At 63.0% G+C, this 26,480-nt stretch carries 22 protein-coding genes; 14 read left to right on the top strand and 8 right to left on the bottom strand.

The features are described 5' to 3' along the window. Positions 1-123 precede the first annotated feature (123 nt). Together benB and benA are read right to left on the bottom strand one after the other, a co-directional pair. Positions 124-657: a benzoate 1,2-dioxygenase small subunit gene (gene benB / locus LQ788_RS02190; RefSeq protein ID WP_275901924.1), complete on the bottom strand. Its 534-nt coding sequence runs from the start codon at positions 655-657 to the stop codon at positions 124-126. An 88-nt stretch (positions 658-745) separates the two neighbouring features. Next, the gene (gene benA / locus LQ788_RS02185) at positions 746-2,128 is read right to left on the bottom strand and encodes a benzoate 1,2-dioxygenase large subunit (RefSeq protein WP_231444841.1); all 1,383 of its coding nucleotides are present in this window, start codon (positions 2,126-2,128) and stop codon (positions 746-748) included. Positions 2,129-2,404: 276 nt separating this feature from the next. On the opposite strand from benA, the gene LQ788_RS02180 reads away from it, so the two are divergent. From LQ788_RS02180 to LQ788_RS02160, 5 genes are all read left to right on the top strand, one after another. Beyond that, complete coding sequence (locus LQ788_RS02180) at positions 2,405-3,094, top strand: DinB family protein (RefSeq protein WP_231444839.1); 690 nt, start codon at positions 2,405-2,407, stop codon at positions 3,092-3,094. Positions 3,095-3,246: 152 nt separating this feature from the next. Next, a complete protein-coding gene (locus tag LQ788_RS02175; RefSeq protein WP_231444838.1) occupies positions 3,247-4,704 on the top strand; it encodes an MFS transporter in 1,458 nt (485 codons plus the stop codon). A gap of 28 nt (positions 4,705-4,732) precedes the next feature. Then, complete coding sequence (locus tag LQ788_RS02170) at positions 4,733-6,058, top strand: benzoate/H(+) symporter BenE family transporter (protein WP_231444836.1); 1,326 nt, start codon at positions 4,733-4,735, stop codon at positions 6,056-6,058. A gap of 86 nt (positions 6,059-6,144) precedes the next feature. Beyond that, positions 6,145-7,053: a LysR family transcriptional regulator gene (locus tag LQ788_RS02165; protein WP_231444834.1), complete on the top strand. Its 909-nt coding sequence runs from the start codon at positions 6,145-6,147 to the stop codon at positions 7,051-7,053. Between the two features lie 307 nt (positions 7,054-7,360). Further along, positions 7,361-8,758 (top strand): MFS transporter, encoded by a 1,398-nt coding sequence (locus LQ788_RS02160; protein ID WP_231444832.1) that lies wholly within the window; start codon positions 7,361-7,363, stop codon positions 8,756-8,758. Between the two features lie 68 nt (positions 8,759-8,826). Here LQ788_RS02160 and LQ788_RS02155 read toward each other — a convergent pair whose 3' ends face one another. Next, the gene (locus LQ788_RS02155) at positions 8,827-9,603 is read right to left on the bottom strand and encodes a CoA-transferase subunit beta (protein ID WP_231444830.1); all 777 of its coding nucleotides are present in this window, start codon (positions 9,601-9,603) and stop codon (positions 8,827-8,829) included. Continuing rightward, a complete protein-coding gene (locus LQ788_RS02150) occupies positions 9,600-10,547 on the bottom strand; it encodes a CoA transferase subunit A (protein WP_231444828.1) in 948 nt (315 codons plus the stop codon). Before LQ788_RS02150 ends, LQ788_RS02155 begins: the two co-directional genes overlap by 4 nt. Positions 10,548-10,742: 195 nt before the next feature. Here LQ788_RS02150 and LQ788_RS02145 point away from each other — a divergent pair, with 195 nt between their 5' ends. The 4 genes from LQ788_RS02145 (at position 10,743) to LQ788_RS02130 (ending at position 15,692) form a co-directional block, all read left to right on the top strand. Next, positions 10,743-11,636, top strand: coding sequence for a LysR substrate-binding domain-containing protein (locus LQ788_RS02145; RefSeq protein WP_231444826.1), 894 nt, complete (start codon positions 10,743-10,745; stop codon positions 11,634-11,636). A gap of 81 nt (positions 11,637-11,717) precedes the next feature. Next, on the top strand, positions 11,718-12,872 hold the full coding sequence (locus LQ788_RS02140) for a CaiB/BaiF CoA transferase family protein (RefSeq protein WP_231444824.1): 1,155 nt from the start codon (positions 11,718-11,720) through the stop codon (positions 12,870-12,872). Positions 12,873-12,901: 29 nt separating this feature from the next. Continuing rightward, positions 12,902-14,041: an acyl-CoA dehydrogenase family protein gene (locus LQ788_RS02135; RefSeq protein ID WP_231444822.1), complete on the top strand. Its 1,140-nt coding sequence runs from the start codon at positions 12,902-12,904 to the stop codon at positions 14,039-14,041. Between the two features lie 214 nt (positions 14,042-14,255). Continuing rightward, positions 14,256-15,692, top strand: coding sequence for a purine-cytosine permease family protein (locus LQ788_RS02130; RefSeq protein WP_231444820.1), 1,437 nt, complete (start codon positions 14,256-14,258; stop codon positions 15,690-15,692). 56 nt (positions 15,693-15,748) lie between these two features. Here LQ788_RS02130 and LQ788_RS02125 read toward each other — a convergent pair whose 3' ends face one another. Further along, on the bottom strand, positions 15,749-16,219 hold the full coding sequence (locus tag LQ788_RS02125; protein ID WP_231444818.1) for a hypothetical protein: 471 nt from the start codon (positions 16,217-16,219) through the stop codon (positions 15,749-15,751). A 134-nt stretch (positions 16,220-16,353) separates the two neighbouring features. Between LQ788_RS02125 and LQ788_RS02120 the strand changes: the two genes are divergently transcribed. Both LQ788_RS02120 and LQ788_RS02115 read left to right on the top strand, forming a co-directional pair. Continuing rightward, positions 16,354-17,517, top strand: coding sequence for a sensor histidine kinase (locus LQ788_RS02120; RefSeq protein WP_420868414.1), 1,164 nt, complete (start codon positions 16,354-16,356; stop codon positions 17,515-17,517). Further along, complete coding sequence (locus LQ788_RS02115) at positions 17,514-18,170, top strand: response regulator transcription factor (protein ID WP_231444814.1); 657 nt, start codon at positions 17,514-17,516, stop codon at positions 18,168-18,170. Before LQ788_RS02120 ends, LQ788_RS02115 begins: the two co-directional genes overlap by 4 nt. A 76-nt stretch (positions 18,171-18,246) precedes the next feature. Here LQ788_RS02115 and LQ788_RS02110 read toward each other — a convergent pair whose 3' ends face one another. After that, positions 18,247-19,794, bottom strand: coding sequence for a Na+/H+ antiporter NhaC family protein (locus tag LQ788_RS02110; RefSeq protein WP_231444812.1), 1,548 nt, complete (start codon positions 19,792-19,794; stop codon positions 18,247-18,249). Positions 19,795-20,164: 370 nt separating this feature from the next. Between LQ788_RS02110 and LQ788_RS02105 the strand changes: the two genes are divergently transcribed. The 3 genes from LQ788_RS02105 (at position 20,165) to LQ788_RS02095 (ending at position 24,487) form a co-directional block, all read left to right on the top strand. Further along, entirely contained in the window at positions 20,165-21,607 is a 1,443-nt protein-coding gene (locus LQ788_RS02105) for a lipase family protein (protein WP_231444810.1), read from the top strand. A 463-nt stretch (positions 21,608-22,070) separates the two neighbouring features. Continuing rightward, positions 22,071-23,543 (top strand): Nramp family divalent metal transporter, encoded by a 1,473-nt coding sequence (locus tag LQ788_RS02100; protein ID WP_231444809.1) that lies wholly within the window; start codon positions 22,071-22,073, stop codon positions 23,541-23,543. Continuing rightward, positions 23,543-24,487 carry a phosphoglycerate dehydrogenase gene (locus LQ788_RS02095; protein ID WP_231444807.1) on the top strand — a complete coding sequence of 315 codons (945 nt, stop codon included), beginning with the start codon at positions 23,543-23,545 and terminating at the stop codon, positions 24,485-24,487. The genes LQ788_RS02100 and LQ788_RS02095 overlap by 1 nt, the downstream gene beginning before the upstream one ends. A gap of 86 nt (positions 24,488-24,573) precedes the next feature. Here LQ788_RS02095 and LQ788_RS02090 read toward each other — a convergent pair whose 3' ends face one another. After that, entirely contained in the window at positions 24,574-25,467 is an 894-nt protein-coding gene (locus LQ788_RS02090) for a dihydrodipicolinate synthase family protein (RefSeq protein ID WP_231444805.1), read from the bottom strand. Positions 25,468-25,499: 32 nt separating this feature from the next. Then, complete coding sequence (locus tag LQ788_RS02085) at positions 25,500-26,480, bottom strand: aldo/keto reductase (protein ID WP_231444803.1); 981 nt, start codon at positions 26,478-26,480, stop codon at positions 25,500-25,502.

Genomic DNA, 26,480 nt, shown 5'->3' with positions numbered 1-26,480 from the left:
TGTCCTTCTTCTCTCTCGGGCTGCGCGTCCTCACGCAGATGGTCACTCCTCGGCGGGCCGCTCGGCACCGGGCGGGTATCGCCCAGCACTCGGCGGGTACCCGCCACGGTCGAATCGACCGGCTCAGATCATGTAGATGTCGATGAGCTGATGGACCGTGTCGTTCTTGAGGATGACCTTCTTGGCCGTGATCACCGGTATCTCCCCCGAGATGTCTAGGGTGTAGAGGCTGTGGCCGTAATAGGTCAGCGTCGACTGGTACCGGTAGTAGTGGGTGGTCCAGCTGAAGCGGGCTTCGACCGTGTCACCGTCGCGGCTGAGGAACTCCACGCCGCTGATGTTGTGCTCGGTGCGCGGTTCCGGCATGGATGTGGCGGCCGAACGGTCGGTCCTGATGCGGAAGACTCGGTCTTCGAGTCCGCTGCGGTTCGGGTACCAGATGAGTGAGATCTCGTTCTGGGGGTCCGTCGTGAGAGTGTCGTCGACATCCCAGGCCGGCATCCAGAACGGGGCGTCGGGGTGGTAGCACTCCAACCACTCCTCGAAGTTCCATTCGTCGAGGAGTCGAGCCTCACGGTAGAGGAACTGGCGGATCCATTCGGAGGTTTCGGGGTCGACGATCAGGCCGGACTTCGTCGCGGGTGCTGTCATGGTCATGATTGCGGGTTCCTTCCTTGGTGCTTGTGCGCTGCGTGCCAGCTACTGCGCTGCGTGCCAGCTACTGCGCCGGCTGCTGCTTCGGGACTTACTGCTGCTGCCGTGCTGCGGCACGTGCGTCCTCTGCGGCGAGCGCGTCCTTCATGACCGACTGCCAGTACTCGTGCTGGACAGGGTAGAGGCCTTCGTCCTCGGTCTTGGCACCCGAGGCGATCGGGTTGATGCCCAGTTCCTTGGCCTGTTCGTCGGGTCCATCGATCTGGTGTTCCTGACCGCGGGACATGTCGTTCCACGGTGACGCCGAGGCGCGGTAGGTCTTGTGCGCGGACCGGAACTCCTCGAGGTCGTCCGGTGTCGCCATGCCGGTGGCGTTGAAGAAGTCCTCGTACTGGCGGATGCGGTTGGCCCGAGCCTCCTGGGATTCGCCCTTCGGCGCGATGCAGAAGGTCGTGACCTCGGTCAGGTCGGCGGCGATCGGGCGGATATGCCGGATCTGCGAGCTGAACTGGTCCATCAGGTAGACGTTGGGGTAGAGGCAGAGGTTGCGGGAGATGTTGGTCATGAAGTTCGCCATCGTCTCGCCGTACTGCTCAACGAGGCGTTCGCGCTCTGACCACAGGGACCGGTCCTCGGGGTTCGTCCATTCCTGCCATAGCAGCAGGTGGCCGTAGGGGAAGGAGTAGAAGCCGCCCGCCACCTTGCCCCAGCCGCCGGCGTCCATGGCCTTCGTTTCGTTCTCCGACTCACCGGACTTGCGACGCGCGGTGGTGGCCGCGTAGTTCCAGTGCACGGAGGTCACGTGGTAGCCGTCGGCACCGTTCTCCGTCTGCAGCTTCCAGTTGCCTTCGTAGGTGTAGGTGGTCGCGCCCTTGAGGATCTCGAGGCCGTCCGGGGACTGGTCGACGACGGAGTCGATGATGACCCGAGTGTCGCCGAGGTGATCCTCCAGGGGTTGCACATCAGGGTTGAGTGAGCCGAAGAGGAACCCGCGGTAGCTTTCGAACCGTGCGACCTTGGTCAGGTCGTGGGAGCCTTCCTTGTTGAACTGCTCCGGGTAGCCGCCGTTGCGTCCGTCCTTGACCTTGAGCAGCTCACCGGAGTTGCGGAAGGTCCAGCCGTGGAACGGGCAGGTGAGGGTGGTGCGGTTGTCGGTCTTGCGGCGGCAGAGCATCGCTCCGCGGTGGGCGCAGGCGTTGATGAGGCAGTTGAGCCCGCCCTGCTTGTCCCGGGTGATCATGATGGGCTGTCGACCGATGTAGGTCGTGAAGTAGTCGCCGATCTCGGGGATCTGGGATTCGTGGGCGAGGTAGATCCAGTTGCCTTCGAAGATGTACTTCATCTCGAGTTCAAAGGTCTCTTCGTCCGTGAAGATCTGCCGGTTGACTCGGCGCACGCCTTCGTCGGGCCGCTCCTGGACTCCGTTCGCGATGAGATCTCGAGTGTCAGCGCTGAAATCGAGGGTATCGGTCATGGTGAGCCTCCATTGGTCTCTCGTTGAGTAGGTCTCTTGTTGATCACTCCATCCTGGTGGCCGGTGATGCAGTTCACACCAGGGGGACCCCTAGGACTGACCCAGGGCATCAGGACTGGGGTTCTCAGGGACTGTCACTGGGCACTGCGACCCGTAGTGTGACCGGTGACCTCACAGCGAAAACTGCTGTCGACCCGGCAACCACCATTGCTGGAGTTCAGAGAAGTCTCTGCGCGCACAAGGGTGTTCTGCGCAGAAGAGGAAAGGACCGCAATCGTGAATCGCATCGAAGCGCTGTATTCGGATCTCTCACGTCTCGGCCGGGAAACGGAGATGATGGACACCGTCATCACGATGCTCGCCGACGATCTCATGGAGTCAACGACCGCCGATGGGCACAGCAGGCAGGTCGTCATCTCCCGCGTCGTGGACGGAGGGTTCGAACTTGCCGGACTCATCAACGACAAGCTCAGCACCGCCTCCGCTGATTCCGCTGACGCCTCCGGTGACCTCAGCGATGACCCGGCCGATGATGTCCGCATCCGGTATCGCCGGTGCCATCTCGCGTTCACCGCAGCCGCCGCTCAGCTGACCAAACTGCCCGAGGACACCGTCTTCGACTACCGCGGCCTGCAGCTGACCCCTGGTGACATCGTGCCCCAGCGCATCGGGGAGATCGTCATCGCCCACGACTCCCTGGGCACCGCCTGGACCATCGAGGAGGCGGACCCCGATTCCGCCCTCGATGCCCTGGAGACCCTGATCAGACGATTGAGGATCGCCGAGGCGGCTCCCGCCTTGGTTGTGGACTCGACCGAGGGTGACCACTGGCAGATCGGGAACAACGGCCAAGCCGTCAACGGTGACCGCGAAGATCTCGTGCACTGGCTGGCCTGGGGCTACCCCGGTGAGCTGGAATCCGATTCTGAGCTGCCCACCTTGCCCACTCTTCCTCGCTGGACCTGAGCACGACTTGACCTGAACACAACTTGACTTGAGCACTGCCGGACCTGAGCACCGACGCTCACGTTCGACCACACCCCCTGACCACCTCGGCGGGGGTGCCCCGGAATCTCTCCGAGGGCCGATCTCTGCACCGACCTGAAGGACTGAAGACCATGTCGCACACACTTGTCAGCGCAGCACCTGCGCAGGAACGGAAGACAGCGGGGTGGGTGGCGTTCGTCGCCTGCGGCGCTCTCGTCTTCGACGGCTACGACCTCACCGTCTACGGCACGATCATGCCCACGCTGCTCAACGACCCCTCCCAGCTGGGCGCACTCGACCCATCCACGGCGGGGCTCCTCGGCTCCTACGCCATGCTCGGCGTCCTCGTCGGAGCGCTCACCTGCGGGGCCGTCGGAGACTGGCTGGGACGCCGTCGCCTCCTGCTCGTGAGCATCTCCTGGTTCTCACTCGGAATGCTCTTCACCGCCTTCGCCACCTCGGTGATGGCCTTCGGAATCCTCCGCTTCCTCAGCGGCCTGGGTCTCGGGGCGGTGCTGGCAGTCGCCGGTGCCACCATGGCGGAGTTCGCTCCCGCGAACAAGCGCAACCTCTACAACGCCATCGTCTACTCCGGCGTCCCCGCCGGCGGTGTGCTTGCCGCAGGACTGGGAATCATCCTCCTGGAGCCGCTGGGCTGGCGCGGACTCTTCATCATCGGTGCCGCCCCACTCGTGCTCGTGCCCATCGCCTTCTTCAAGGTCCCCGAATCGCCGAGGTGGCTGCTCACTCGCGGTCGCCGCGAGGAGGCCATCGCCACGGCACGTCGTGCCGGCACCCCCTTGGTCGACGATTCCCAACTGGTCACCGACTCGGCCTCGGTCGAACGCACCGGCTTCGCCGCACTCCTCACCCCGCGCTGGCGCATGGCCACCATCTTCCTCGGGTTCCTGTCCTTCGCGGGCCTGCTCCTGACTTACGGCCTCAACACCTGGCTGCCGGAGATCATGCAGGGCTACGGCTATGACACCTCGGGGTCCTTGGCCTTCCTCCTCATCCTCAACGGCGGTGCGGTCATCGGTGCTCTCATCGGCTCGACAATCGCCGATCGCTTCAGCCCCCGGCCCATCATCGTCTCCACCTTCATCCTCGCCGCGATCACTCTCACCCTGATGACGTTCCAGCTGCCGATCGCCTTCCTCTTCGCGTTCATCGCGATGGCAGGAGTCGGCACGCTCGGCACTCAGGTGCTCGGCTACGGGTACGTGTCGACGTACTACACGACGAACGCCCGATCGGCAGGTGTGGCCTGGTTCGCCGGGTTCGGTCGCATCGGCGGAGTCATCGGCCCATTCATCGGCGGGTTCATCGCCTCCATCGGCCTCGGCGGGGCGCAGGCGTTCTACGTCTTCGCCGGCGTCGCCCTCTTCGGCGCACTGATGGCCTACCTGGTCCCCAAGCAGCCCGACCTGGAATCGGCCGGCACGACTCAGGTCGGCACGGACCAGACCAGAACGGATCAGGCGGCTACCGCCCCGGCGCCGGCTCCCGCTGCGACCGCTGTTGCACCTGCCGACCGACCCGCTCTGGCCACGGACGATGCCGGAGCGGCATCCCATCCTCAGAGCTGACAACCACCACGAGACGAGATCTGACTGTATGCACGAGAACCCGAACGCCACCTCGGCAAATCCGAGCTCGACGGGGAAAGAACCCCTCATCGAGCGCCCGACGATGCGGCTGCCCAGGCTGCGGGACATCCGCAGGGACATCGGACTCGAATACTGCCTGAACGCGGTCGTCGGTCTCATCTTCGGCATCACCGGCCCCATCGCCGTGACCATGGCGGTGGGGTTGGCCGGCGGTCTCAGTGACGCCCAGCTCTCGTCCTGGGTCTTCGGGATCTTCCTCTCCGCTGGTCTGGCGACCCTGGTCATGTCCCTGGTCTACCGGCGGCCGTTGGGCTTCGCCTGGTCGATTCCGGGCACCGTTCTCCTCGGGCCTTCCCTGCAGCATCTGAGCTTCGGGGAGGTCGTCGGGGCCTTCTTCGTCGCCGGTGTGCTGACCCTGGGGCTGGGCATGAGCGGGCTGGTCCGGAAGGCCATGGCCGCGATCCCGCCCCCGATCGTCATGGCCATGGTGGCCGCGATCTTCCTGCGCTTCGGCATCGACATCGTCGACGCGGGGCGAACGACCCCGGCCATCGTCATCCCGATGATCGTCGCGTTCATCGCCCTCACTGCGCTGCCGGGGTTGGCTCGCTTCATGCCTCCTGTCCTCGGTGCCCTCCTCGTGGGCTTCATCGCCGTCGTACTCCTCGGGCAGTTGGACCTCTCATCCGGTGGCCCGATCCTCGCTCATCCTGTGTTCACCCCACCGGAGTTCACCTGGGCCGCGCAGCTCGAGCTCGTCATTCCACTGACGCTGACGGTCCTCGTCGTCCAGAACGGACAGGGTGAGGCCGTGCTGCGCGCCGCCGGACATGCGACACCCGTCAACGCCTCAGCAGTGACTTCGGGCATCATGTCGGTGCTCAACGCCTGCTTCGGCGCGGTCTCGGCCTGCCTGACCGGACCGACCAACGCCCTGCTCACCTCCTCCGGTGACCCGAAGCGGCAGTACTCGGCGGCGGTCTTCTACTCACTCCTGTGCTTCATCGCGGCACTGTTCTCGCCGCTGGTCACTCGGTTCATGCTCGGCACCCCGGAGGCCTACATTCTGGCTCTGGGCGGAATGGCGATGCTCGGGGCGCTGCGGCAGGCCTTTGTCTCCGGGTTCTCCTCGAAGTACACCTTCGGTGCCCTGGTCACCTTCGTCGTCACGATCGCCGAGTTCGACCTGTTCAACATCCACGCAGCCTTCTGGGGAATCCTCATCGGCTGCATCGCCTCGCGGTTCCTCGAACCCGGTGACTACCGTGCCGCGGCGCATGAGCGCGAGGAGGCCCACCGGGATAAGGTGGCGGCCGGCAACGAGCGCTCCTGACACTCAACTCCGACTGCCGACCGAGCGACTCCTGCACGTACAGTGATGGAGGCACGCAACGTCGAGCATCGGAGGACTGAGGGATCATGAGCGAACCGAGCCTCCGGCGTCTGCGCTACTTCATCGCCTTGGCCGAGCACGGGAAGTTCCAGACCGCCGCCGATGCCATGAACATCTCCCAACCGGCACTGAGCGCCGAGCTCAGACGACTCGAGGACTTCGTCGGCAAACCGCTGTTCCTGCGCACCCCGTCCACCAGGCTCACACCCGCCGGACAGGCGCTCCTCCCCCACGCCAAGGCCGCGGTCGGGGCAGCGAATCGCTTCAACGGAGTTGCCACCGAGGTCGGCTCCGGTGATCCGACGACGATCGCCATCGGCACGGTCGCCACGTTTCTCCACCGCGGTCTGCCGGAAGCGGTGAAGGACTTCACCACCGAACGACCGCGCATCTCCGTGACCACCCGGGAGGCCACCTCGGCGAGTCAGAGCGACATGCTGCTGGGCCACGAGATCGACATCTCGTGCGGGCACATGCCGGTGCAGCACCCCGGCGTCATCTGCACTCCGGCCGCACGGGAGAACTTCTGGCTGTGCGTGCCATCGGAATTGAAAGGCATATCCCTCGCCGAGGCGGCCGACCGACCCTTCGTCATCTTCCGCAGGAGCGCCTCCCCCATCTACCACGACACTGTCGTCGGAATCTGCCGTAATCATGGGTTCGAGCCGCGCATCCAGCACGAGACCACGAGCTGGGCGACGGCGCTGGAGATGGTCGCGCACGGTTTGGGCATCACCCTCGCCCCGACTCCCCTGGCTCGCGCCTACCGCCGCGACGAGCGTCTGTCATTCAGTCGGATCGAGTCGGGTCGGAACGCGCCGCAGGCTTGGGTGACGATCCGACGAGAGGATCAGACCGGTCCGGTCGGCGACCTGAGCATGGCCATCGTCGTCGCCTCCGAAGCGTCGGCAGAAACAGGGGCTGCGACCTCGTGACGGGACGGACAGCCTCCTGACGCTGCCCACGACTTCCTGACAGCGCCGATTGATACTCACATGACAACAGTCGTTTGCCACTGCATTTGTCTCAGATACTGAAGAGTGAAAAGAAGTTATCGGGAATCTGTCCCGCCAGAAGACCGGTTGTGACCTGGGCTTCACTCACCTACATCACTGTTGGTTATGAATTTATAGCGCAAGGTTATTTGCCGCCGGCATTTCACCCGCTTACTGTGAATCCATCATCGACGGCGCTGACCTGGCCGTCGGCTGGTGCAAAGATGCTCCATCTGAGAGGACTCGCATGTCAGACTCCGTCAATACCGCCAAAAGCGCACGTAAGGCAGGAATCGCCTCCTACGTCGGAACCACCATCGAGTGGTACGACTTCTACATCTACGGCGCGGCTTCGGCCCTCGTCTTCGGTCACGTGTTCTTCCCGGAGAATCTGCCCGATGGAGTCGGCACTCTGCTCTCCTTCGTCACCATGTGGGCAGGCTTCATCGCTCGCCCGCTCGGCGGCATCATCTTCGGCCACTTCGGTGACAAGTACGGTCGCAAGAAGACACTTGTGGTCACGCTGGTCCTCATGGGCGCGGCGTCATTCGTCGTCGGTCTGCTGCCCGGTTACTCGACGATCGGTCTTGCGGCCCCCATCCTCCTCACTCTCCTGCGAGTCCTGCAGGGTATCGCCGTCGGCGGCGAATGGGGCGGATCCGTGCTCATCGCCAGTGAGAGCGCACCGAAGGGCAAGAGCATCCTGTATTCGGCCTTCGCCCAGCAGGGATCACCGACCGGCAACCTGCTGGCTACCGGCGCCTTCTTCTTCCTCGCGATGATGCCCACCCCGGAGTTCATCCTCTACGGCTGGAGGATCGCCTTCCTCGCCTCCATCCTGCTCATCGTCGTCGGGCTCGTCATCAGGCTCAAGCTCGAAGAGCCGCAGATCATGCAGCAGGCCCGCAAGAAGGACGCTGTGGTCAAGGTGCCTGTGGTCGAGGCGTTCAAGAAGCATTGGGCAATCATCCTCATCGGAGCTGGCGCTCTGCCGCTCGTGCAGGTCACCTACCTCAAGACCACCTTCGCCACGGCATGGGCCACGGACCAGTCCCACGACTGGGCCTACGGCACGTCGAGCTTCCTCGGCATCGTCGCCATCGCACTCGTCGTGCAGTTCCTCGTCCAGCCCTTCGGCGCAGTCATCCTCAGCCGGGTCAAGGACATGCGCAAGGCGATCTTCTGGATCGTGGTTCCCGAATTCGTCCTCATGCCGCTGATGTTCTTCGCCATCCAGACCGGCAACACCTGGCTGGCCATCCTCGGCATGGCTGCGGCCACCGTTCCGCACTCGATGTTCTATGCAGGAATCGGCGGCATCCTGGCCCGCGCCTTCCCAGCAAAGGTGCGCTACACGGGCATCTCGCTGTCTTACCAGCTGTGCTCGATGACCGTGGCCGGAGCCACCCCAGCACTGGCGCAGTGGATGTACACCAGCACAGACACGATTATGCCGGTGGCGATTCTCGGCGCATCCTATGCCGTGGTCTCGCTCATCTGCACGCTCATCTTGCTGCAGAAGACCGGCTGGGTGGCATCCGAGGACTCGAATGCCGAGAAGGCGGAGAAGATCGAACTCGCTGAGGAGACCGCTGAGGACGAGCGCCTCGCCGCCCTCGATCGCGAGGACGTCTCCCGGGCCTGATTCCGTAGGCGTCCCCGCGGGGACGCGGTCCGTTGTGTGAGGCGTCCCCGCGGGGACGCCTCACTTACTTATCGCAGGTAGAGCCGGACCGTATCGATCTCGTCGCGGAGAAGCCGGACCTCCTCGGCGGTGGGCTCCTGCGTGACGCTCAGATCGTCTGAGATCGCAAGGTCCCACCCGGTCTGCTCCTGCACCTGTTCGCTCGTGACGCCGGGGTGGACGTGGGTGAGTTCGAGCTCGCCGAGGCGGTCCTTGCGCTGGAGTATCCCCAACGGGGTGATCACGGTGCTGACCCCGAATCCGCGCGGCTGGATGAAGTCGGGATGTTCGGCAGCCCGCACCGGTGAGGCCGAGGTGACGAAGTCGAGTTCAGGCGGCATTGCCGCCGGGTCGTGGCGGCGGAGGATGACGAACACCTCGCCGGCATTGGCCATGATGTCAGCGGCGCCGCCGGAACCGGGCAGGCGCACCTTCGGCGATTCCCAGTCTCCGATGACCGTGGTGTTCAGCGAACCGAAGCGGTCGATCTGCGCTGCGCCGAGGAACCCAACGTCGACATTGCCGCCTTGGAGCACGTAGCCGAACAGGGCATGCATGTTCACGACCGCATCGGCGCCGGAGACGACGACCGAATCGGCGACGCCCTCGGCCATCGACTCCGGATGGGCTCCGGCCACACCGGATTCGTAGACCAGCTGGATGTCGGGGTTGAGGGTGCGGTAGGCCAGGTCGACGGCCAGCGTGGGCAGGCCGATGCCGGCGAAGACCGTGGTGCTGCGCGCGAGCATCTTCGCCGCCGCGCACACGACGAGTTCGGTCTCTGTGAAGTCAGCAGCTGTGGTCATCGTAGGCTCCGTTCTGTCGAGGCATCCGGTCGTCGTCCGTAGTCGACGCTGCCGGAAGGTCTGGGCGCCATCCGCAGAGCCTCGATCCGATCACGGCCGATCGCATCGAGGTATTCCTCGTGGTCCTTCGTGGTACGTATGTGCGCATCAATCCATTCGCGCAGCCGGGCGGGATCCTTTGAGATCGGTGTCCATTCGCGGTAGAAGGCGTTGTCGCGGTCATAGGAGCCCTGCACGTATGAGGGGTGAGCGCCGGTCGGGACGACGCAGACCGCGTCCACGGCGTGGGCGGGGATGAGCGTGCGGTTCGGGTCGGCCCGGACAACCTCGTCGTCGACGATCTCCTCGACCGTGACGATGACCTTGTCGGCTGCGTAGACGGCTTCCTGTTGGACTCCGGCGATGCCCCAGATCTGGACGTTGCCCTTCCGGTCAGCGCGCTGAGCATGGATGATCGTGACGTCCGGGTTGAGCGGGGGCACCACGTGGATCTTCTTGCCCGTGTACGGGTCGACGACCGCGCGGATGTCCGGGTTGATGCCCGGCATATCGGATCCGACGAACGAACTGATCGGTGCGAACGGGAGTCGGGCGGCACCGGCGTGATAGCGCAGGGTCATCGCATGGTGGGAGTACTCTTCGACCGGCAGAGGAGCGGGATCCTGCGATTCGATGCGTCGGCGGATTTCGTAGAGGCTGCCTGCTGAGCCCGAGGCGAAGAACGAGCACACGAGCCGATCAACGCATCCGGCAGCGATCATCATGTCGCTGAGCAGATCGGGCGTCATCCGGCAGAATGTGAGCCCTGTGATCCCTTGGCGGATGATCTCGTGGCCCGCGGCGAACGGGATAAGGTGAGAGAACCCCTCCAGGGCGATCGTGTCTCCATGGTTGACGAGCTTCTCGACCGCGTGCGGCAAACTGACGACTGTGTCACTGTCCATGATTCGCAGACTATATTAAAGACCGAGTTCTGCAAAAGACTCACACAATTATTACCGTATCGTGCAATAATAGTGGCTGTCGTGGGGATTGTGGATGCCACGTTCACGAACCAGAGTTTGCGCCAGTGAGCAGACCACCAGCGAGCGGGTCCCACCAAGCAGCAGAACACCAGTGAGTACACGGAGAGACCGAACATGGAACTGAGTCAGATCCGCGCCTTCGTCGCGGTTGCCGAAGAGCTGCATTTCGGCCGTGCCGCCGAACGCCTCGGGATGGCCCAGCCACCCCTGAGCCGGACGATCCGCGCACTCGAAGCCGAACTGGACGCATCTCTGTTCCAGCGCACCACCCGTTCCGTCAGCCTCTCCTCAGCAGGGGAAGCCTTCTACGAACCCGCCAAGCACATGCTCACCACCCAGCAGGCTGCAGTGGAATCCGTGCATCGATCATCGAGCGGGCAGATCGGCCGGATCCGCTTCGGCTACTCCCATCCCTCGTCGCGTCACTTGGTCGCCGCCCTGGTCGCTGCCTCGGAAGAGAACAATCCAGGCATCTCGTTCCAGCTCGAGTCGAGAGTGTACGCCGATGAGGGCCTCGAGCGGATCATCGACGGCACACTCGACCTCGCGCTTGTCAGGTGGCAGCAGCGGCCCTCGCTCATCGCCGGACGTCCGGTCCAGATCGAACGCCCGTGCGTCGCCGTTCCCCCTGATCACAGTCTTGCCCAACGCTCATCGGTCGACGTGGCCGAGCTCAGCGAGGAGCGTTTCGTCTTCCTGCCACCGCGCCCCAATTCGAATCTGCGCGAAACCGGGATGCGTCTGTGCCTCGACGCAGGGTTCGCGCCGAAGGTCGTTCAGGAAGCTCCCGATTCTCAGTCGATTGCGGCACTCGTGGCTGCCGGCATGGGCGTTGCGATCACCTTCGACTCGGTGGCTGCCGGCTATGGCGCAGATGTCGTCGCCGTCCCCCTCAACGCGGACAACGAGACGACGAAGCTCTACCTCGCCTATCGCCTCGACAATCAGGACGCCGCGCTCGACTCGGTCCTCGACATCGCCGAGGCGGTCCTGCCCACCGTGCGGTGACCAAACCCCCTTCCGACATATCGGACGAATCTCGCTCGGGACTCGTTGTCTTCCACTCTCCTCACCTCGAGGATTGTCCTCATGGACGCAACGAAGCAACTACTCTCCGGGGTCAGGGTCGCGGACTTCTCGCGCGTGCTGGCCGGGCCCTACGCCACCGCCATGCTCGCCGATCAGGGCGCCGAGGTCTTCAAGATCGAGATGCCCGGGCACGGTGACGACTCCCGTCACCTGGGTCCTTTCACCGACACCGGATCGACCTACTTCACTTCGCTCAACCGAGGGAAGCGCTCCATCGAGGCCGATCTCAAGGACCCCGAGGCGCATGCGCAGCTGCTCGACTTCATCCGCACCTGTGATGTCGTCGTCGAGAACTTCCGACCGGGAGTCGCGGCCAAACTGGGCCTGTCCTTCGAGGACATCAAGGCGGTCAAACCCGACATCGTCTACGCCTCGATCTCCGGGTTCGGCCAGACCGGTGAACAGGCGAAACGGCCCGCCTACGACACCGTCATCCAGGCATTGAGCGGACTGATGTCGGCCACCGGCTTCCCCGAGGGCTCCCCCACCCGAGTCGGCGAATCAATTGCCGATGTCTCCGCCGGAGTCTTCGCCGCCTTCGGCGTCTCGAGTGCACTCTTCCACCGACAGACAACGGGTCAGGGCGCCCACATCGACATTCCGATGCTCGACGTCATGCTCGCCATGCAGCCGACGAACACGGCCATCCACGCCGCCGGCTCGGCCCCGAACCGCGTCGGCAACCGTCACCCGATCTCGGCACCCTTCGACACCTATGCCGGATCCGATGGCCTTGTCGTCATCGCCGTGGCCAATGACAAGCTCTTCGGTGTCCTCGCGGCCACGCTCGGCAAACCCGAGCTGGCCACCGATGCCCGATTCGCTACCGACGGACTCCGCTCCGACAACGACGAAGCACTGCGCACCGAGATCGAGGGCTTCACCAGCACCCACACGGTGACCGAGCTGTGTACGATCTTCGACTCAGCCGGAGTCCCCAACTCCCCCGTCCTCAACTTCACCGAGGCCATCGACGGACCCATCGCCGCCGGACGCGGCCTCACCGCAACCGACGCCCGCACCGGGCATGCTCACCTGCGCCACCCCCTCCTCGTCGACGGCACCAGGCCGACATCCGCGCTTCCGGTGCCCCACCTCGGCGAGCACAATGACGACCTGCGCGCAGCGCGGCCGCAGACGACCACCGACTCGTAGACACCGCCACTCAGCGAAGGAGCAGGACCATGGGACTCGACATCAGCGCGGACGAGCAGGAACTCGTCGACGCCGTCACACAGATCAGCAAAGACGTCCTCGTGCCGCAGGCCGCGGCCGCAGATGCGAAAGAACGCGTCTCGGACGCAACCTTGCAGACCCTCGCCGAGGTGGGCGTGCTCGGTCTCAATCTTCCCGAGGAATTCGGTGGGCCCGGAGTCGGGTCCGTGGCGATGAGTCAGATGGTCGCCGCCGTCACCGAGGCATGCGCCTCGACCGCGTCGATCATCACCGCGCAGTTCCTCGCCACCGACTCGATCCTGCTCGGCGGCACCGACGCCCAGCGCGAATCGTGGCTGCCGCGCGCCGCGTCCGGCGACGTCATCGGATCGTTCGGGCTGACCGAACCGGGTGCGGGATCCAACCCGGCTGAGATGTCGACGAAGGCGGTGAAGGTCGACGGCGGCTGGCACCTCAAAGGCACCAAATGCTTCATCACGAACGCCGGATTCGCCGACTTCATCGTCGTCTACGCAAAGACCGATGTCGATGCGGGGCACAAGGGGATCAGCGCATTCATCGTCGACACCAAGGCCGCCTCGGCGGGGCTGGATTTCAATCCTCCGGAAAAGACCATGGGTCTGCGCGGCAGCCCGGTCTATGAATTCGTCATCGACACGATCGTGCCCGACGACGCGCTGCTGGGCGTCGAGGGCGAGGGCTTCACCACGGCCATGCGCGTGCTCGACCGGGGTCGCATCGAGGTGGCGGCGATGAGTCTGGGCATCGGCAAGGCCGCCCTCGACGCGGCTGTGGCCTGGGCCAGCGAGCGCAGGATCAGCGGCAAGCCCCTCAACCGGTTGCAGGGCATCGCCTTCAAACTCGCCGATATGTACACGAAGTACCGCTCGGCGTGGCTGCTGACGATGGACGCCGCAGAGCAGAGGGACGCCGAGGTGGACTTCACCCGGTCTTCGGCGACGGCCAAGCTCGCCGCCTCCGAGGCTGCCGCGTTCATCGCTGACGAGGCTCTGCAGATCCACGGCGGGTACGGCTTCACCAGGGACTTCCCGCTCGAACGCTACGTCCGCGACGCCAGAATCTACCGGATCTACGAGGGTTCCTCGGAGATCCAGCGCACAATCATCGCCCGCAGCCTCTCAGCCTGAGGACGAGCGCGAAACATTGCGTTAACGCAGTTCGATCTACGATCGACACGGAGCCTGAGGACGGGAGACCGATCCTCGGGCTCCGCGCTGATTCACCACTTCAACGGCTCCGCTAATTTTCCGAGATATCGGACAAAAGATGTGATGTGGACCTCGTATGGGACCTCAAGGCGGTGCCACACTGATCCTGATTCAACTTTCGAAGGAGAAACCCATGGCGAGCTCATCCAATTCGGGGATCGAAAAACGGTCCATCGAAATGGTGCCGGACAATGAACGTCACGGCACCGCACGATCCCAGTTCACGTTGTGGTTCGGAGCCAACACCCAGATCACCGCCATCGTCGACGGAGCACTCGCCGTCGTCTTCGGCGCCGATGCACTGTGGGCCATCATCGGCCTGCTCATCGGCAACGTCATCGGCGGAATCGTCATGGCCCTGCACTCGGCCCAGGGACCACAGCTGGGTCTGCCGCAGATGATCTCCTCGCGGGCGCAGTTCGGCATCATCGGGGCCATCATCCCGCTGGTGCTCGTCGTGCTCATGTACATCGGCTTCGCCTCAACCGGAGCCGTGCTCTCCGGACAGGCCGTCAACCTCATCATCGGTGTCAATACACCGGCGGTGGGCATCATCATCTTCGGTGCACTGACTGCCGCTGTGGCGCTGCTGGGCTACAAGTACATCCACGTGCTCGGTCGCATCTCCTCGGTGACGGGCCTGCTCGGATTCCTCTTCATCACCTACTGCGTGTTTACGAAGGTCGACGTTCCTGGACTGATCTCCGGTTCGTCCTTCGCGTTCCCAGCATTCCTGTCCGCGATCGCACTGTCCGTGGGCTGGCAGCTGACCTACGGCCCCTACGTCGCCGACTACTCACGCTACCTGCCGCGCTCGACTCCGGCGTCGAAGACCTTCTGGTTCACCTTCGGCGGGTCCGTCATCGGCTCACAGTGGTCGATGACACTGGGCGCCCTCATCGGCGCCGCCGCCATGACCGAGACCGGCAACGCCTTCGTCGAGAACCAGGTCAGCTTCGTCGGCGACATCGTCGGCGGCGGGGTCTACGCTCTGCTCATCTTCATCGTGATCCTGCTGGGCAAGCTCACCGTCAACACTCTCAACGCCTACGGTGCGTTCATGTGCACGCTGACGATCCTCACCTCCTTCGGGGAGAAGACGAACATCCGACGCTGGACTCGCGCGGTCTTCGTCATCGGCATCGTCACCCTCACCGTTCTCGTGGCGCTGTTGGCTTCGGCGGACTTCCTCGCGAACTTCAAGAACTTCGTCCTCGCCCTGCTCATGGTCTTCACCCCATGGAGCATCATCAACCTCACCGACTACTACCTGATCTCGAAGGACCGCTTCGACATCCCGGCCTTCTACGACCACAGGGGTCGCTACGGGAAGTGGAACTGGCGTGCCTTGGTGGCCTATGGAGTCGGCGTCGTTGTGCAGATTCCGTTCCTCGCCCAGTCCTTCTACACAGGCCCCATGGTCGAGAAGCTCGGAGGCGCAGATATCTCGTGGATCATCGGCATCGTGGTGACCTTCCTCTTCTACTTCTTCATGCTCCGCAACCGCAGCGTTGCCCCCTCGGAGACCATCTACCCGGACGTGGAGGCATTGGACAGCCAGCGCAGCTGAGACTGCGGACGTCCAGCGCAGCTTATGCGGTGGGAACTGTCTGCTTGCCTGGGGTCTCACCGTCTGCGCAGGACCACGCTGAGACCCCAGGCAAGCAGTCCGGTGATCGCGCCGACGATCACTCCGGTGAACAGGCTGGATATGGTGGCGAAGGTTCTCATGATGACTGACTGAAGCCCCGGTGCGAGTGCTGTGAGATTCCCGCCCAGCTGGGGAGGATTGTCTCTGAAGCTGATGTTCCACAAGATCTGGTGGCCCAGTGCGAGAAACACACCGTAGAAGGCACCGACAATCAACAGTGTCAGGAACGGGCTGCCCGGCCGCTTCCAGAGGACGACCGCGATCCAGATCAGTGGCGGGAGGAATACCAAGACAGCGTTGAGAAAGCCCCCTTCCGAGATCAGGTCAAGGTCATGGAGGACGACTCGTGGCACGGCAAGCAGTGCAAGTCCGACTATCGCAATGAGCGGGAAGCCCAGTCGCGATTGTCTGGGTGCGGGTAGCTGTGGAGAATCGAAGTTTGTCATATCTTCGACTCTAGAGATCTCATATCGTGCACCGCGTCCGCCGCTGATCTCGTTTCAAGTACGTCAGCAGGCGACGCCAACAGTCGCCTGTGGAAGACTGTCGGGTCGGGTGCTTCCGGCATATTCTGGGCTGTATGGGCACAGTGGTGAACAGGTCAGCGGGCAGGCCTCGGCCTGTTTGGGTCACCGATGCGCTGCTAGGTGCGGCGGTGGCGATCATCATGGCAGCTGTGATCAGTGCCAATCACGGTGGACGCAACGATCCCGACGCCCTTTCGTATGTGTGGGCGTTCGGCTTGGGCTCACTGATGCTGGTTCGACGACGCCACCCCGTGCTCGTGTTGGCGATCACTGTGCTGGGCCTGTTCGCTTACTACACGGCCGGCTATCCCGCCGTAGGTGTGGCTGTGCCGATTGCAGCAGCGTTGTTTTCAGCCGCTGAGTTCGGCCGCATTTGGTGGGCCGTCTGCGCTGGAGCGGTCGCACTCGCCACCAGCGTGTTCTTCCGACTCTTCGAAGGTCAGGACGTCTCCCTTGTCGTTGGATACGAGCTCGCAGGTCATGCCTTTCTCATCGCCGGCTCGATTGCCATGGGGGACAGCATTCGTTCTCGTCGCGCACTGCTGAAGCGTTCCCGAGAAATCGTGGCCCTCACGACGGACCGTGCCCAGCGCGATTCCGAGGCGAAGGCTCAAACTCAGCGCATCGCCGTTGCTCGTGACCTCCACGACTCGCTTGGCCATTCGACAACAGTGGTCTCTCTTCACACCGATGTCGCTCGAGAGGCCCTCGAACGGAAGAATGAGGCTGCAGCGATTGAGGCCTTGACCTTGATCAAGCAGACAACAGCCACAACCATGGTCGAGGTGCGCCGCACAGTGGCAATGCTGCGTGCTTCCGATCGGTCCTCGCGAAGCGCAGCGAGCCTCTCCAATATCGGGAGCCTGATCGATCCTGTGTCCGAGGTGACGTTCACGACGGACATTCGCGTGCCTGCCGCTCTGCCGGGGCTGGTCGACACAACAGCATTTCGGATCATCCAAGAGTCAGTGACCAACATCGTAAAGCACTCCACCGCCACGCGTGCCCATGTCGAAGTCGACTGTCGCAATAATGAACTCCGCGTCTCCATCACTGACAATGGTGAGCAGAATAATCCCAGTTCAGAAGTGGGCTTCGGGCACGGCCTCAGCGGGATGCATGAACGCGTCACCGCTTTGGGCGGCACTTTGAAAGTCGATTCGAGCGAAGGACGATTCGCTGTGAACGCGACACTCCCCTGTGGGAGATCCGCATGACACGAATCCTCCTTGCCGATGATCAAGAACTTGTTCGAGCGGGCCTCCGTGCTCTCCTCAGCAATGATCCGGAGATGATCATCGTCGCCGAGGCTGCCACTGGCGATGAGGCGATTGCCAAAACTCGAGAACATCACCCCGATGTCGTTCTCATGGATGTTCGCATGCCCGGTTCGAACGGCATCGAGGCGACTCGCCGCATCCGCGCCGACTCGGAACTCTCCGCTACACGGATCCTCATTCTGACCACATTCGATGACGACGATGACATCCTCGAAGCGATTCGCCTCGGCGCAGCCGGTTATCTTCTGAAGGACACACCAGCTGATGATCTTCGGGCTGCGGTGCGCACGGTTGCGCGCGGAGACAATGCTCTGTCCCCGCACATCGCCCGGCGAGTGATGGAACACGTCGCCGATATACCCTCCCAGCCTGTTCCGGATCCACGACTTGTAGACCTCACTGAGCGAGAGCTGGATGTGCTGCGCCGTGTCGCCCGGGGTGAGAACAACGCCGAGATCGCGAGTGTTCTCTTCATCAGTCCCGCCACAGCACGCACCTATGTCAGCAGGATTCTCCTCAAGCTGGGCGCTCGCGATCGCACAGAACTCGCCGTCATCGCCCACCTCTCGGGCCTCTACAACGACGGCTGAGGCTCAGTAGAGCTCACGGTGAACTCCTCCGCAGGACTTCCGGAGAGTCCGCGGCCGGTCACTTTAGTGACGAAGGTCAGTCAACCTCGGCAGGGCTCGAGGTGCCTGCCCCGACGGCGCGCGACTGCCGTGCGGCACTCACCCGGGAGATGACGAGGTAGATGATGACCATCGCGGCAACGCTGAAGATGACGATATAGGGGCTGTCCACGAACCCGGCAACGACAAATGAGACAGCGACGATGATCGCGTTGATGACCGCATAGGGAATTTGAGTCTTGACGTGATCGACCAGGTCAGTGCCGGCCCCTGTGGAAGCGAGGATCGTCGAATCGGAGATCGGGGAGCAGTGGTCGCCGAAGATTCCCCCGGAGAGCACGGCCCCGATGCACACGATGACAGCTGCATCGAGCCCGAAGGCGACCGGGATCGCCAGAGGAATCATGATGGCGAAGGTGCCCCACGAACTGCCTGTGGCAAAGGACATCACAGCTGCGCAGACGAAGATGAGGACCGGCACGAGAGCGGCGGGGACAACACCCGACATCATCTCGACGAGGAAGTTCGCGGTTCCCATCGCTTCGAGCAGCCCGCCCAAGGTCCAGGCCAGAACCAGGATCAGCACCACGCTGATCATCTTCTCCATGCCCTTGACGTACGTGCCGAGGATCGCGCCGATCGGGTTGACCTTGAAGATGAGCATGAGAGCGATCAGGACTATCGCAGCGAAGAGGTAGGCGGTGCTCAGCGCGGCACGGAATTCCTCACCCGGGACTGGCTCGGCGGGGAAACCGAGAGTCACGAGGATCGAGAAAAGGGTCACGAAGAGTACGAGCAGGGGCAGCCAGATGACGATCGGGCGGCTCTCACCGTTCGTCTCAGCGTTGACCGCGGAATCGGCCTGCCGCAGGGGCTTCGAGTTGGGCCAGTGGAGTTCTCCGGTATCCCGGACACGCTGCTCGGCTCGACGCATAGCGCCAAAGTCAGTGCGCGTCAGCGCTACAACGGGGATCGCGGTGACAGCGAGGATGGCGTAGAACTGGAACGGGATCGCCTGCACGAAGACCGTGAACTCGGAGGTCTGAAGTCCTTCCCTGTCGAACTCCTCGCGGATGAGTCCCATAATGTAGATGCCCCACCCGATGAATGGAATGAGCACAGCCACAGGAGACGAGGTCGAGTCGAGGATCCAGGCCAATTTCTCCCGAGACAGTTTGAGCTTGTCGAAGATCTTCTCGAAGATCGGCCCCACGATGAGCGGGGTGCCCAAGTCGGAGAAGAAGATGATCAATCCGCCCAACCACGCGGAGATCTGCCCCTTTCCCCGTGTATTGATGAGTCGAGCAGCCTTCGCTGCCAGCGCGGCCCCGCCACCTGAGCGCTCGACGAGAGCGACGAAGCCTCCGATGAAGAACAGCAGGATCATGACACCCGCGTTGTAGCTGTCGGTCACCACCGGTGCGAGATGATCGGTGACGAGCCCCATGGTCGTGGTCACCGGGTTGGGCCCAATGACAATCAGCAGGCCGACGAAGATTCCGGTGAACAGCGCAACGACGACATTTCTGAAGAGCACTGCAAGCAGGATCGCCAACAGTGGCGGAATCAGAGATACGACTCCCATATGGTCCATAGCCAGGGGTTTCCTCTTGGTCGTAGTACGTCGATGGACGGCTCGCCCATTCGAATTCAGCTAGTTCACATTAGCGGTTATCACTACAGCGAACCTTGCCGGACTCACTTATGAGATTCAGAGGTCGAGGCTGACGGAAAGGGCGAGGCCCTTCAGCAGTGTCATAGACGCTTCGAAAAACCGACAGAAGAAGTTACCAATGAGTTCTACTATCGAGTAGGGTTGTGATGTCCGTCACCAAGCGGAAGCCGAATCACTAACGACCGCGACGACGAGCACCCTCGCCAGATCGGTCGGAGACACGACAGCTGTCCGCGAATTCTCAACGCCGAGACACCCGACAGAACAGGATTGCACGCAGATGAGAACGTCCCGCCATGTAACGCTTCCACACGCACGACGCATCGCAACGGCGAGCGCAGCCGCCATTGCCGGACTGGCGCTCACAATGGGTGCGGTATCCGCTCCGGCTCAAGCCCAGGACCTTGTCCCGCAATCGGATAAGGAAGCCAAAAAGATGGTCGAAGACAGGCAGGCCGAGGACTCAAGCTCCCTCAATAGGAGCAACGTCCCCCAGAGCCTGAGCGTCGAGCAGGCCAAGAAGGCCGTCGAGAAGTCTGATGAGATCACCGCCGCCGACGTCGAGTACGCAGCAGCACTCGAGGACGTTCCCGATTCGGGAGTCCCCGAGGACTTCTACAAGACCCCAGCGACGCTGCCGGAGAAGAACGGCGGAGTGGTCAAGCAGGTGGCTTCGAAGTTCTATCTCGATCCGACCAAGCTGATTGAGCACAGCGCGAAGTCGGAGACGTTCATGTACAAGACCACTGACGAAAAGGGGACAGCGCGAGCTGCGACCGCCACGCTGCTGACTCCCGAAGGCGCGAAGGGAGACGCAAAGGACGCCGTCGTCATCGCCCCGGGCACACAGGGCATTGCCGACAAGTGCGCCCCCAGCCGACAGATGGGCATGGGCACCGAATACGAAGGCATCTCCGTCACCGCGGCGCTGGCGGCCAAGCGACCTGTGGTCGTCGTCGACTATGTGGGACTGGGCACCGAGGGTGCGCACAGCTATCTCAATCGAGTCGAAGAGGGCCGCTCAGTGCTCGACGCGGCCAAGGCCGTGCAAGAGGTCAAGGGAAGCTCGATCAACGCCGACACGAAGCTGCAGCTGCGCGGCTATTCGCAGGGCGGGCAGGCCACCGCGGCGGCCCTGGAACTCAAGAAGGACTGGGCGCCCGAACTCAACGTCGTGTCCGCCTCGGCAGGTGCCGTGCCCACAGACTTGTACAAAACAGTGTCCGGGCTCTCGAGCGTCTATACGGCCTTCGCCCTGTACGGGGTCGATTCGTTTGCACGGCAGGCGAATGTCGACATGACCAAGTACCTCAACCAGAAGGGTCTCGACGCCGTCGACCGAGCCTCAAACCAGTGCACCATCGAGGCACTCGTCTCGAACGCCTTCCTCGACACCGATTCCCTGACCAAGGATGGCGGCTCGTTCCAGGAGGTCATCGAGGAGAACTTCCTCGACGTGGCCGACAGGCAGAAGATCGGCCAGGCGGAGATTCCCGACATTCCGCTGCTCGTCAATCACAGCCGCCTCGACGACGTTGTGCCCTTTGCGCAAGGGAAGGGACTCGCGTCCACCTGGTGCGATGCCGGGCACAAGGTCCTGTTCCGGGACAATCTGGGACCGACTCATATCGGCGGATACATCGCCACTGTTCCCCGAATCGAAATCTTCACGAACCGCACGTTCGCCGGGAAAGCTCCGGTCGACAGCTGCTGGAGGCTGTGACCTGAGGCTGAGGCTGGAACTATGAGTTGAGGCAGTAAAGTGGCGACCGGGCCCGCTTTCGGGTTCCGGCCGCCACCTGCCAGCAACATATCCGACTGAGTGGACGTTTTGGTCCGAAAAGTTACCGACTTTTCAGCCCAGAACGTCCACCTTTTTGCGCCTGCAGGGGCCAACTCGGCAGTAGCCCCTCCGTCTCCGGTGTCCGTCAAAATCACTACATCACCGAACAGCACGGACCTTCGGGTGATTACCCGAAGGTCACGCGTATTCCGCGCATTCATGTTGCGCGAATCACGCAGTTCTGACAGAATGACTCCATCGATCGCCCTGGCCTCTGCGCGCTCCGCGCCGAGCCGAACGGCATCGCTCGGCGACGGCTTGCTCGCGCGGCGCACTCACGGCCGCAGTCCGCCAGCGATCTCGACATGATATTTGAACCGGAAATCGCGCAAGGAAGCCGAAAATGACTACGAATCACACCGCTGACGGAAATTCCTCCGACGGCGGCCCTACCGCAGACGCACCAGATGTCTCAGCGGCAATCACACCCAATGTCGACCCCTATCATCTCGATCCGGCAGACGTGCTCGAGCCGCCCACCACGTTCGCGGGAAAACTCAGATACCTCGGTCCCGGTCTGGTCATCTCGGCAGCGGTCATCGGCTCCGGTGAGCTCATCACCACGACTGCTTTGGGTGCCAAGGCAGGCTTCGTCCTCCTCTGGCTTGTCATCATCTCGACCGCGGTCAAGGTCTGGGTTCAGCTCGAGATCGCCCAATGGACAATCCTCTCAGGCAAGCCCGCGCTTGAAGGCTATGGGCACGTCGGGCCGCGACTCATCGGTAGAGCCGGGTGGATCAATCTGCTGTGGATCCTCATGGACTTCGCGAAGGTTCTCCAGCGCGGCGGCATCATCGGCGGTGCCGTCGCCGCCCTGTCGATCATGCTCCCTGTCTTCGGCGAACCACTGTCGACACCTTCACTCATCTTCTGGACAATCGTCTCCCTCGCCGTCGTCATCTCCCTGCTGGTAACGAACAAGTACAGCATCGTCGAGAAATTCTCCGTCGCAGCCGTCATTATCTTCACCGTCTCCACGGTCGGGCTCGCGCTCTCACTGCCCTTCACCGACTTCGCTTACTCATCGGCGGACGTCGCCACAGGTCTCACCTTCGCGATCCCAGCGGGCACGCTCGGTTTCGCGGTCGCAATGTTCGGAATCACCGGCGTCGGTGCTGACGAGATGACGACCTACACCTACTGGTGCCTTGAGAAGGGCTACGCCCGATACACCGGACCCAACGATGGCTCCGCGGAACGTGCGCGTCGTGCACACGGCTGGATCTCCGTCATGCGCACCGACGTCCTCGTCTCCTGGATCGTCTCGACCGTTTGCACTATGTCCTTCTACGTCATCGGCGCCGCAATCCTCCACCCCCAGGACCTCGTCCCCGAAGGCAATGAGATGATCACGACCCTGTCGTCGATGTACTCCTCGGTGATGGGCGAACCCGGCCACTGGATCTTCCTCATCGGAGCATTCGCCGTCCTGTTCTCCACCTTCATCGCTTCCTCGGCCAGCGTTCCCAGGCTATGGGCGAACACCGTATCCATCCTCGGTGTCTTCGACTGGACGAACCTGCGCACCCGGACTCGCATCATCCGCGTCCTCACCGTCGTCTTCCCCATCATCTGGGCGATGAGCTACCTCATCATCCAGTCCCCGGTGATCATGGTGCAGATCGGTGGAGTCGCCAGCGGTGTCTTCCTCGTCGCGGTCGTCATCGCCGTCTGGTACCTTCGCACCCGTGAAGTCCCTGCCGAGTTCAAGTCCAACAACTTCTTCACCGTGATGCTCGTCTTCGCCTCGCTGGCCATCGGCCTGCTGGGTATCTATTCAATATTCGAGACCTTCGGAATCGAGATCGGAGCCTAATGCGCCTGAGAGTCCTCACCCCTTCATTCGGCAAGCGATCGGATTCGCCCCGTGCCCGAGCTGAATCCCTGGGTCTTGAGCTTGAGCATCGGACCGAGAACCATCCCAAGGCCGGTCAGGAGCTCATCAAGGCCCTGGCCGGCGCAGAGGCGGTGCTCGTCGGACTCGACCGGATGGACGCCGAGGTCTTCGCCGGCTGCCCCGACCTCAAGGTCGTCGCCAAACACGGAGCTGGGGTCGACAACATCGACCTTGACGCAGCCACCGCCGCGGGGGTGACTGTGGTGAACACTCCTGGAGCTAACGCCGATGCCGTCGCTGATCTGACAATGGGATTCCTGCTCATGGGCGCCAGGCGTATTCGAGAGGCCGAGGAATCACTGCGCGGTGGTCACTGGGACGTCTTCTTCGGCACCGAGCTCAGCGGCAAGCAGCTGGGCATTCTCGGATTCGGCCGGATCGGCCGTGCCGTTGCCAAGCGAGCCGCTGGCTTTGGTCTGCAGATCAACGCCTACGATCCGTTCGTCCCCGACGAGTCCATCGCCGAGGCGGGGGCAAGGCCGCAGAGCCTCGCCGAGGTGGTGGCGGAGTCCAATTTCCTCACCCTCCATCTGCCCGGTGGTGAAGAGCCCTTGCTGTCTGCCGAACACATCGAATCAATGCCTCACGGTTCCGGGCTCATCAACGCCGCCCGTGGCGGATTGGTCGATGAAGCCGCGCTGGCGTCGGCGCTGCACCATGGTCGACTTTCCTTCGCCGCACTCGACGCGTTCGGCACCGAGCCCCCACCAGTGGACGATCCGCTGCTGCAGGCACCGAACCTCATCGCCACTCCCCATATCGGTGCTTACTCGGACATCGCGAACGCGAACATGGGCACCTGGGCTGTCGAAGATGTCGTCCGGATACTGCAGGGGAAGGAACCCCACTTCCCGGTTCGCTGATCTCCGAACACGCAAGGAGGGGCTGCACCGAACCGGTGCAGCCCCTCCTTGCGTGACTCAGACAGGGATCCCAGCCAGCTTCTGTGTCAGGACAGTCCGCGCCCCAGATCAGCCGTGACGGTTTCAGCGATCTGCTTCTTCGCCTCTTCGGAGAGTGCGTTGAATGGAGCCCGCGCGGGGCCGAGTCCAAATTCGCGGACGTTCGCGGCGTGCTTGACCACAGTGTTGGGATTGCCCAGCGTCAGGCAGTTACGGATCGGGCGAATGCTGTCCTGCGCGGCACGCGCACCCTCGGAGTCTCCAGCGACGAAGAGGTCGTAGATCGATGCCATGGTCTTCGGATAGACGTTTGCAATCCCGCTGATACCCCCGGCGCCGCCAGCGATGAGCGTCCACAGGATGAGTGAGTCATTGCCGGAGATGACGTCGAAGCTGTCGCGGTCAGTGCGCTCCAGGTACTGCAGGATCGTGTCGAAGTTGCCGCTCGAGTCCTTCACTCCGGTGATGTTGTCCACCTCGGCGAGCTTTTCGAGAGTTGCGGGTGCGACGGCATTGCCGGTTCGTGCGGGGATGTTGTAGACGATGACCGGAACCTCGACGGACTCCGCCACTGCGCGGAAGTGATTGGCGATCTCCGTCTGCGACGCCGCGGCGAAGTACGGGGTGATGATGGACAGCGCATCAGCTCCAGCTGCGGCCGCGTCCTGGGAGATGGAGATGGTCTCTCGGGTTGTCGCGGCACCTGCACCGATGACGACGGGTACCTGACCAGCCACCTCATCGATGACCATCCGGGCGGCTTCGGCTCGCTCTGCCGCAGACTGGGCGTAGAACTCTCCGTTGGTGCCCAGCGCGAAGATGCCGTGCACACCGGCGTCCAACTGACGGCGCACATGAGTTCTCAGAGCCGATTCGACGATCTGTTCGTCATCATCGAACGGAGTGGCTGCTGCGGCGAGGATACCTCTTATTGAGGACATGGGTCTTCCCTTCGAAATGGTGTAACTAGCGTTCAGCGGTTGTACTTCGGCTGCGAACCGCGTACCGAAACCGTGGCGGCGTCGATCGCTGCGAGAACATCTTCGGGCAGAGGCCCCTTGGCCACGGCGGCGATGTTCGCCTCCAGCTGAGAGACGCGGCTGGCGCCCAGCAGCAGCGAGTCGATCCCCTGCGCTCCGGCTACCCACCGAAGAGCCAGTTCGGGCTGCGGGATGCCAGCATCATCGGCGACGGCGGCGAAAGCTTCGACCACGGTCAGCACCGAGTCAGAGAGGTACCGCTGCGAGTACATCTGCGCCAGAACCGAGCCTGTGAAGCGGTCCGGGGTGCCGTCGGTGGATGGCCGGCGGGCCAGTAGTCCACCGGCAAGTGGGTTGTAGGCCATCGTCGCGATACCGTGGGCCGCCCCGCATTCGAGCCATTCGTCCTCGATCTGACGGGCGAGAACACTGTACACATTCTGGGCGATCACGGGCCGCGGTGCACCGGCAACATCCGCGGCCGCAATGACGTCCACGGCTTGCCAGGCAGCGAAGTTTGAGATGCCCAGGGCCTTGATTTTGCCCTCAGAATGCAGCTGCGCCACAGTGCCCATGGTTTCCGAGAGGCCCGCAGACCGGTCCGGCTGGTGCAGGTAGTAGAGATCGATGGTGTCGACATCGAGACGACGTAATGACCCCTCGACGCTGGCCCGCAGTCCTACCGCCGAGAGCGGCGAATTGTCACCGGCGTCGGCGTGGGGCATTCCTGCCTTCGTCGCCAGCACGATCTTTTCACGATGCTTTTTCACCAACGGTGAGATGAGGCCTTCGGTGGCCGACTTCGCGTAGCCGTTGGCGGTATCGATTCCGGTGATGCCCGCATCCAGCGCTGCCTCGATCACTTCGTGTGCGGTCGCCTGCGGGACGGTGTCTCCGAAGGTCATGGTGCCTAATACCAGCGGCGACAATCCGACGGAAACACCCTCTAGTGGGAGGCTCTTGTCTGCTGTCAT

Origin of the sequence: Brevibacterium zhoupengii (genome assembly GCF_021117425.1) — a bacterium.
Taxonomy (GTDB): domain Bacteria; phylum Actinomycetota; class Actinomycetes; order Actinomycetales; family Brevibacteriaceae; genus Brevibacterium; species Brevibacterium zhoupengii.
This window is presented reverse-complemented; position numbering and strand designations above follow the sequence as displayed.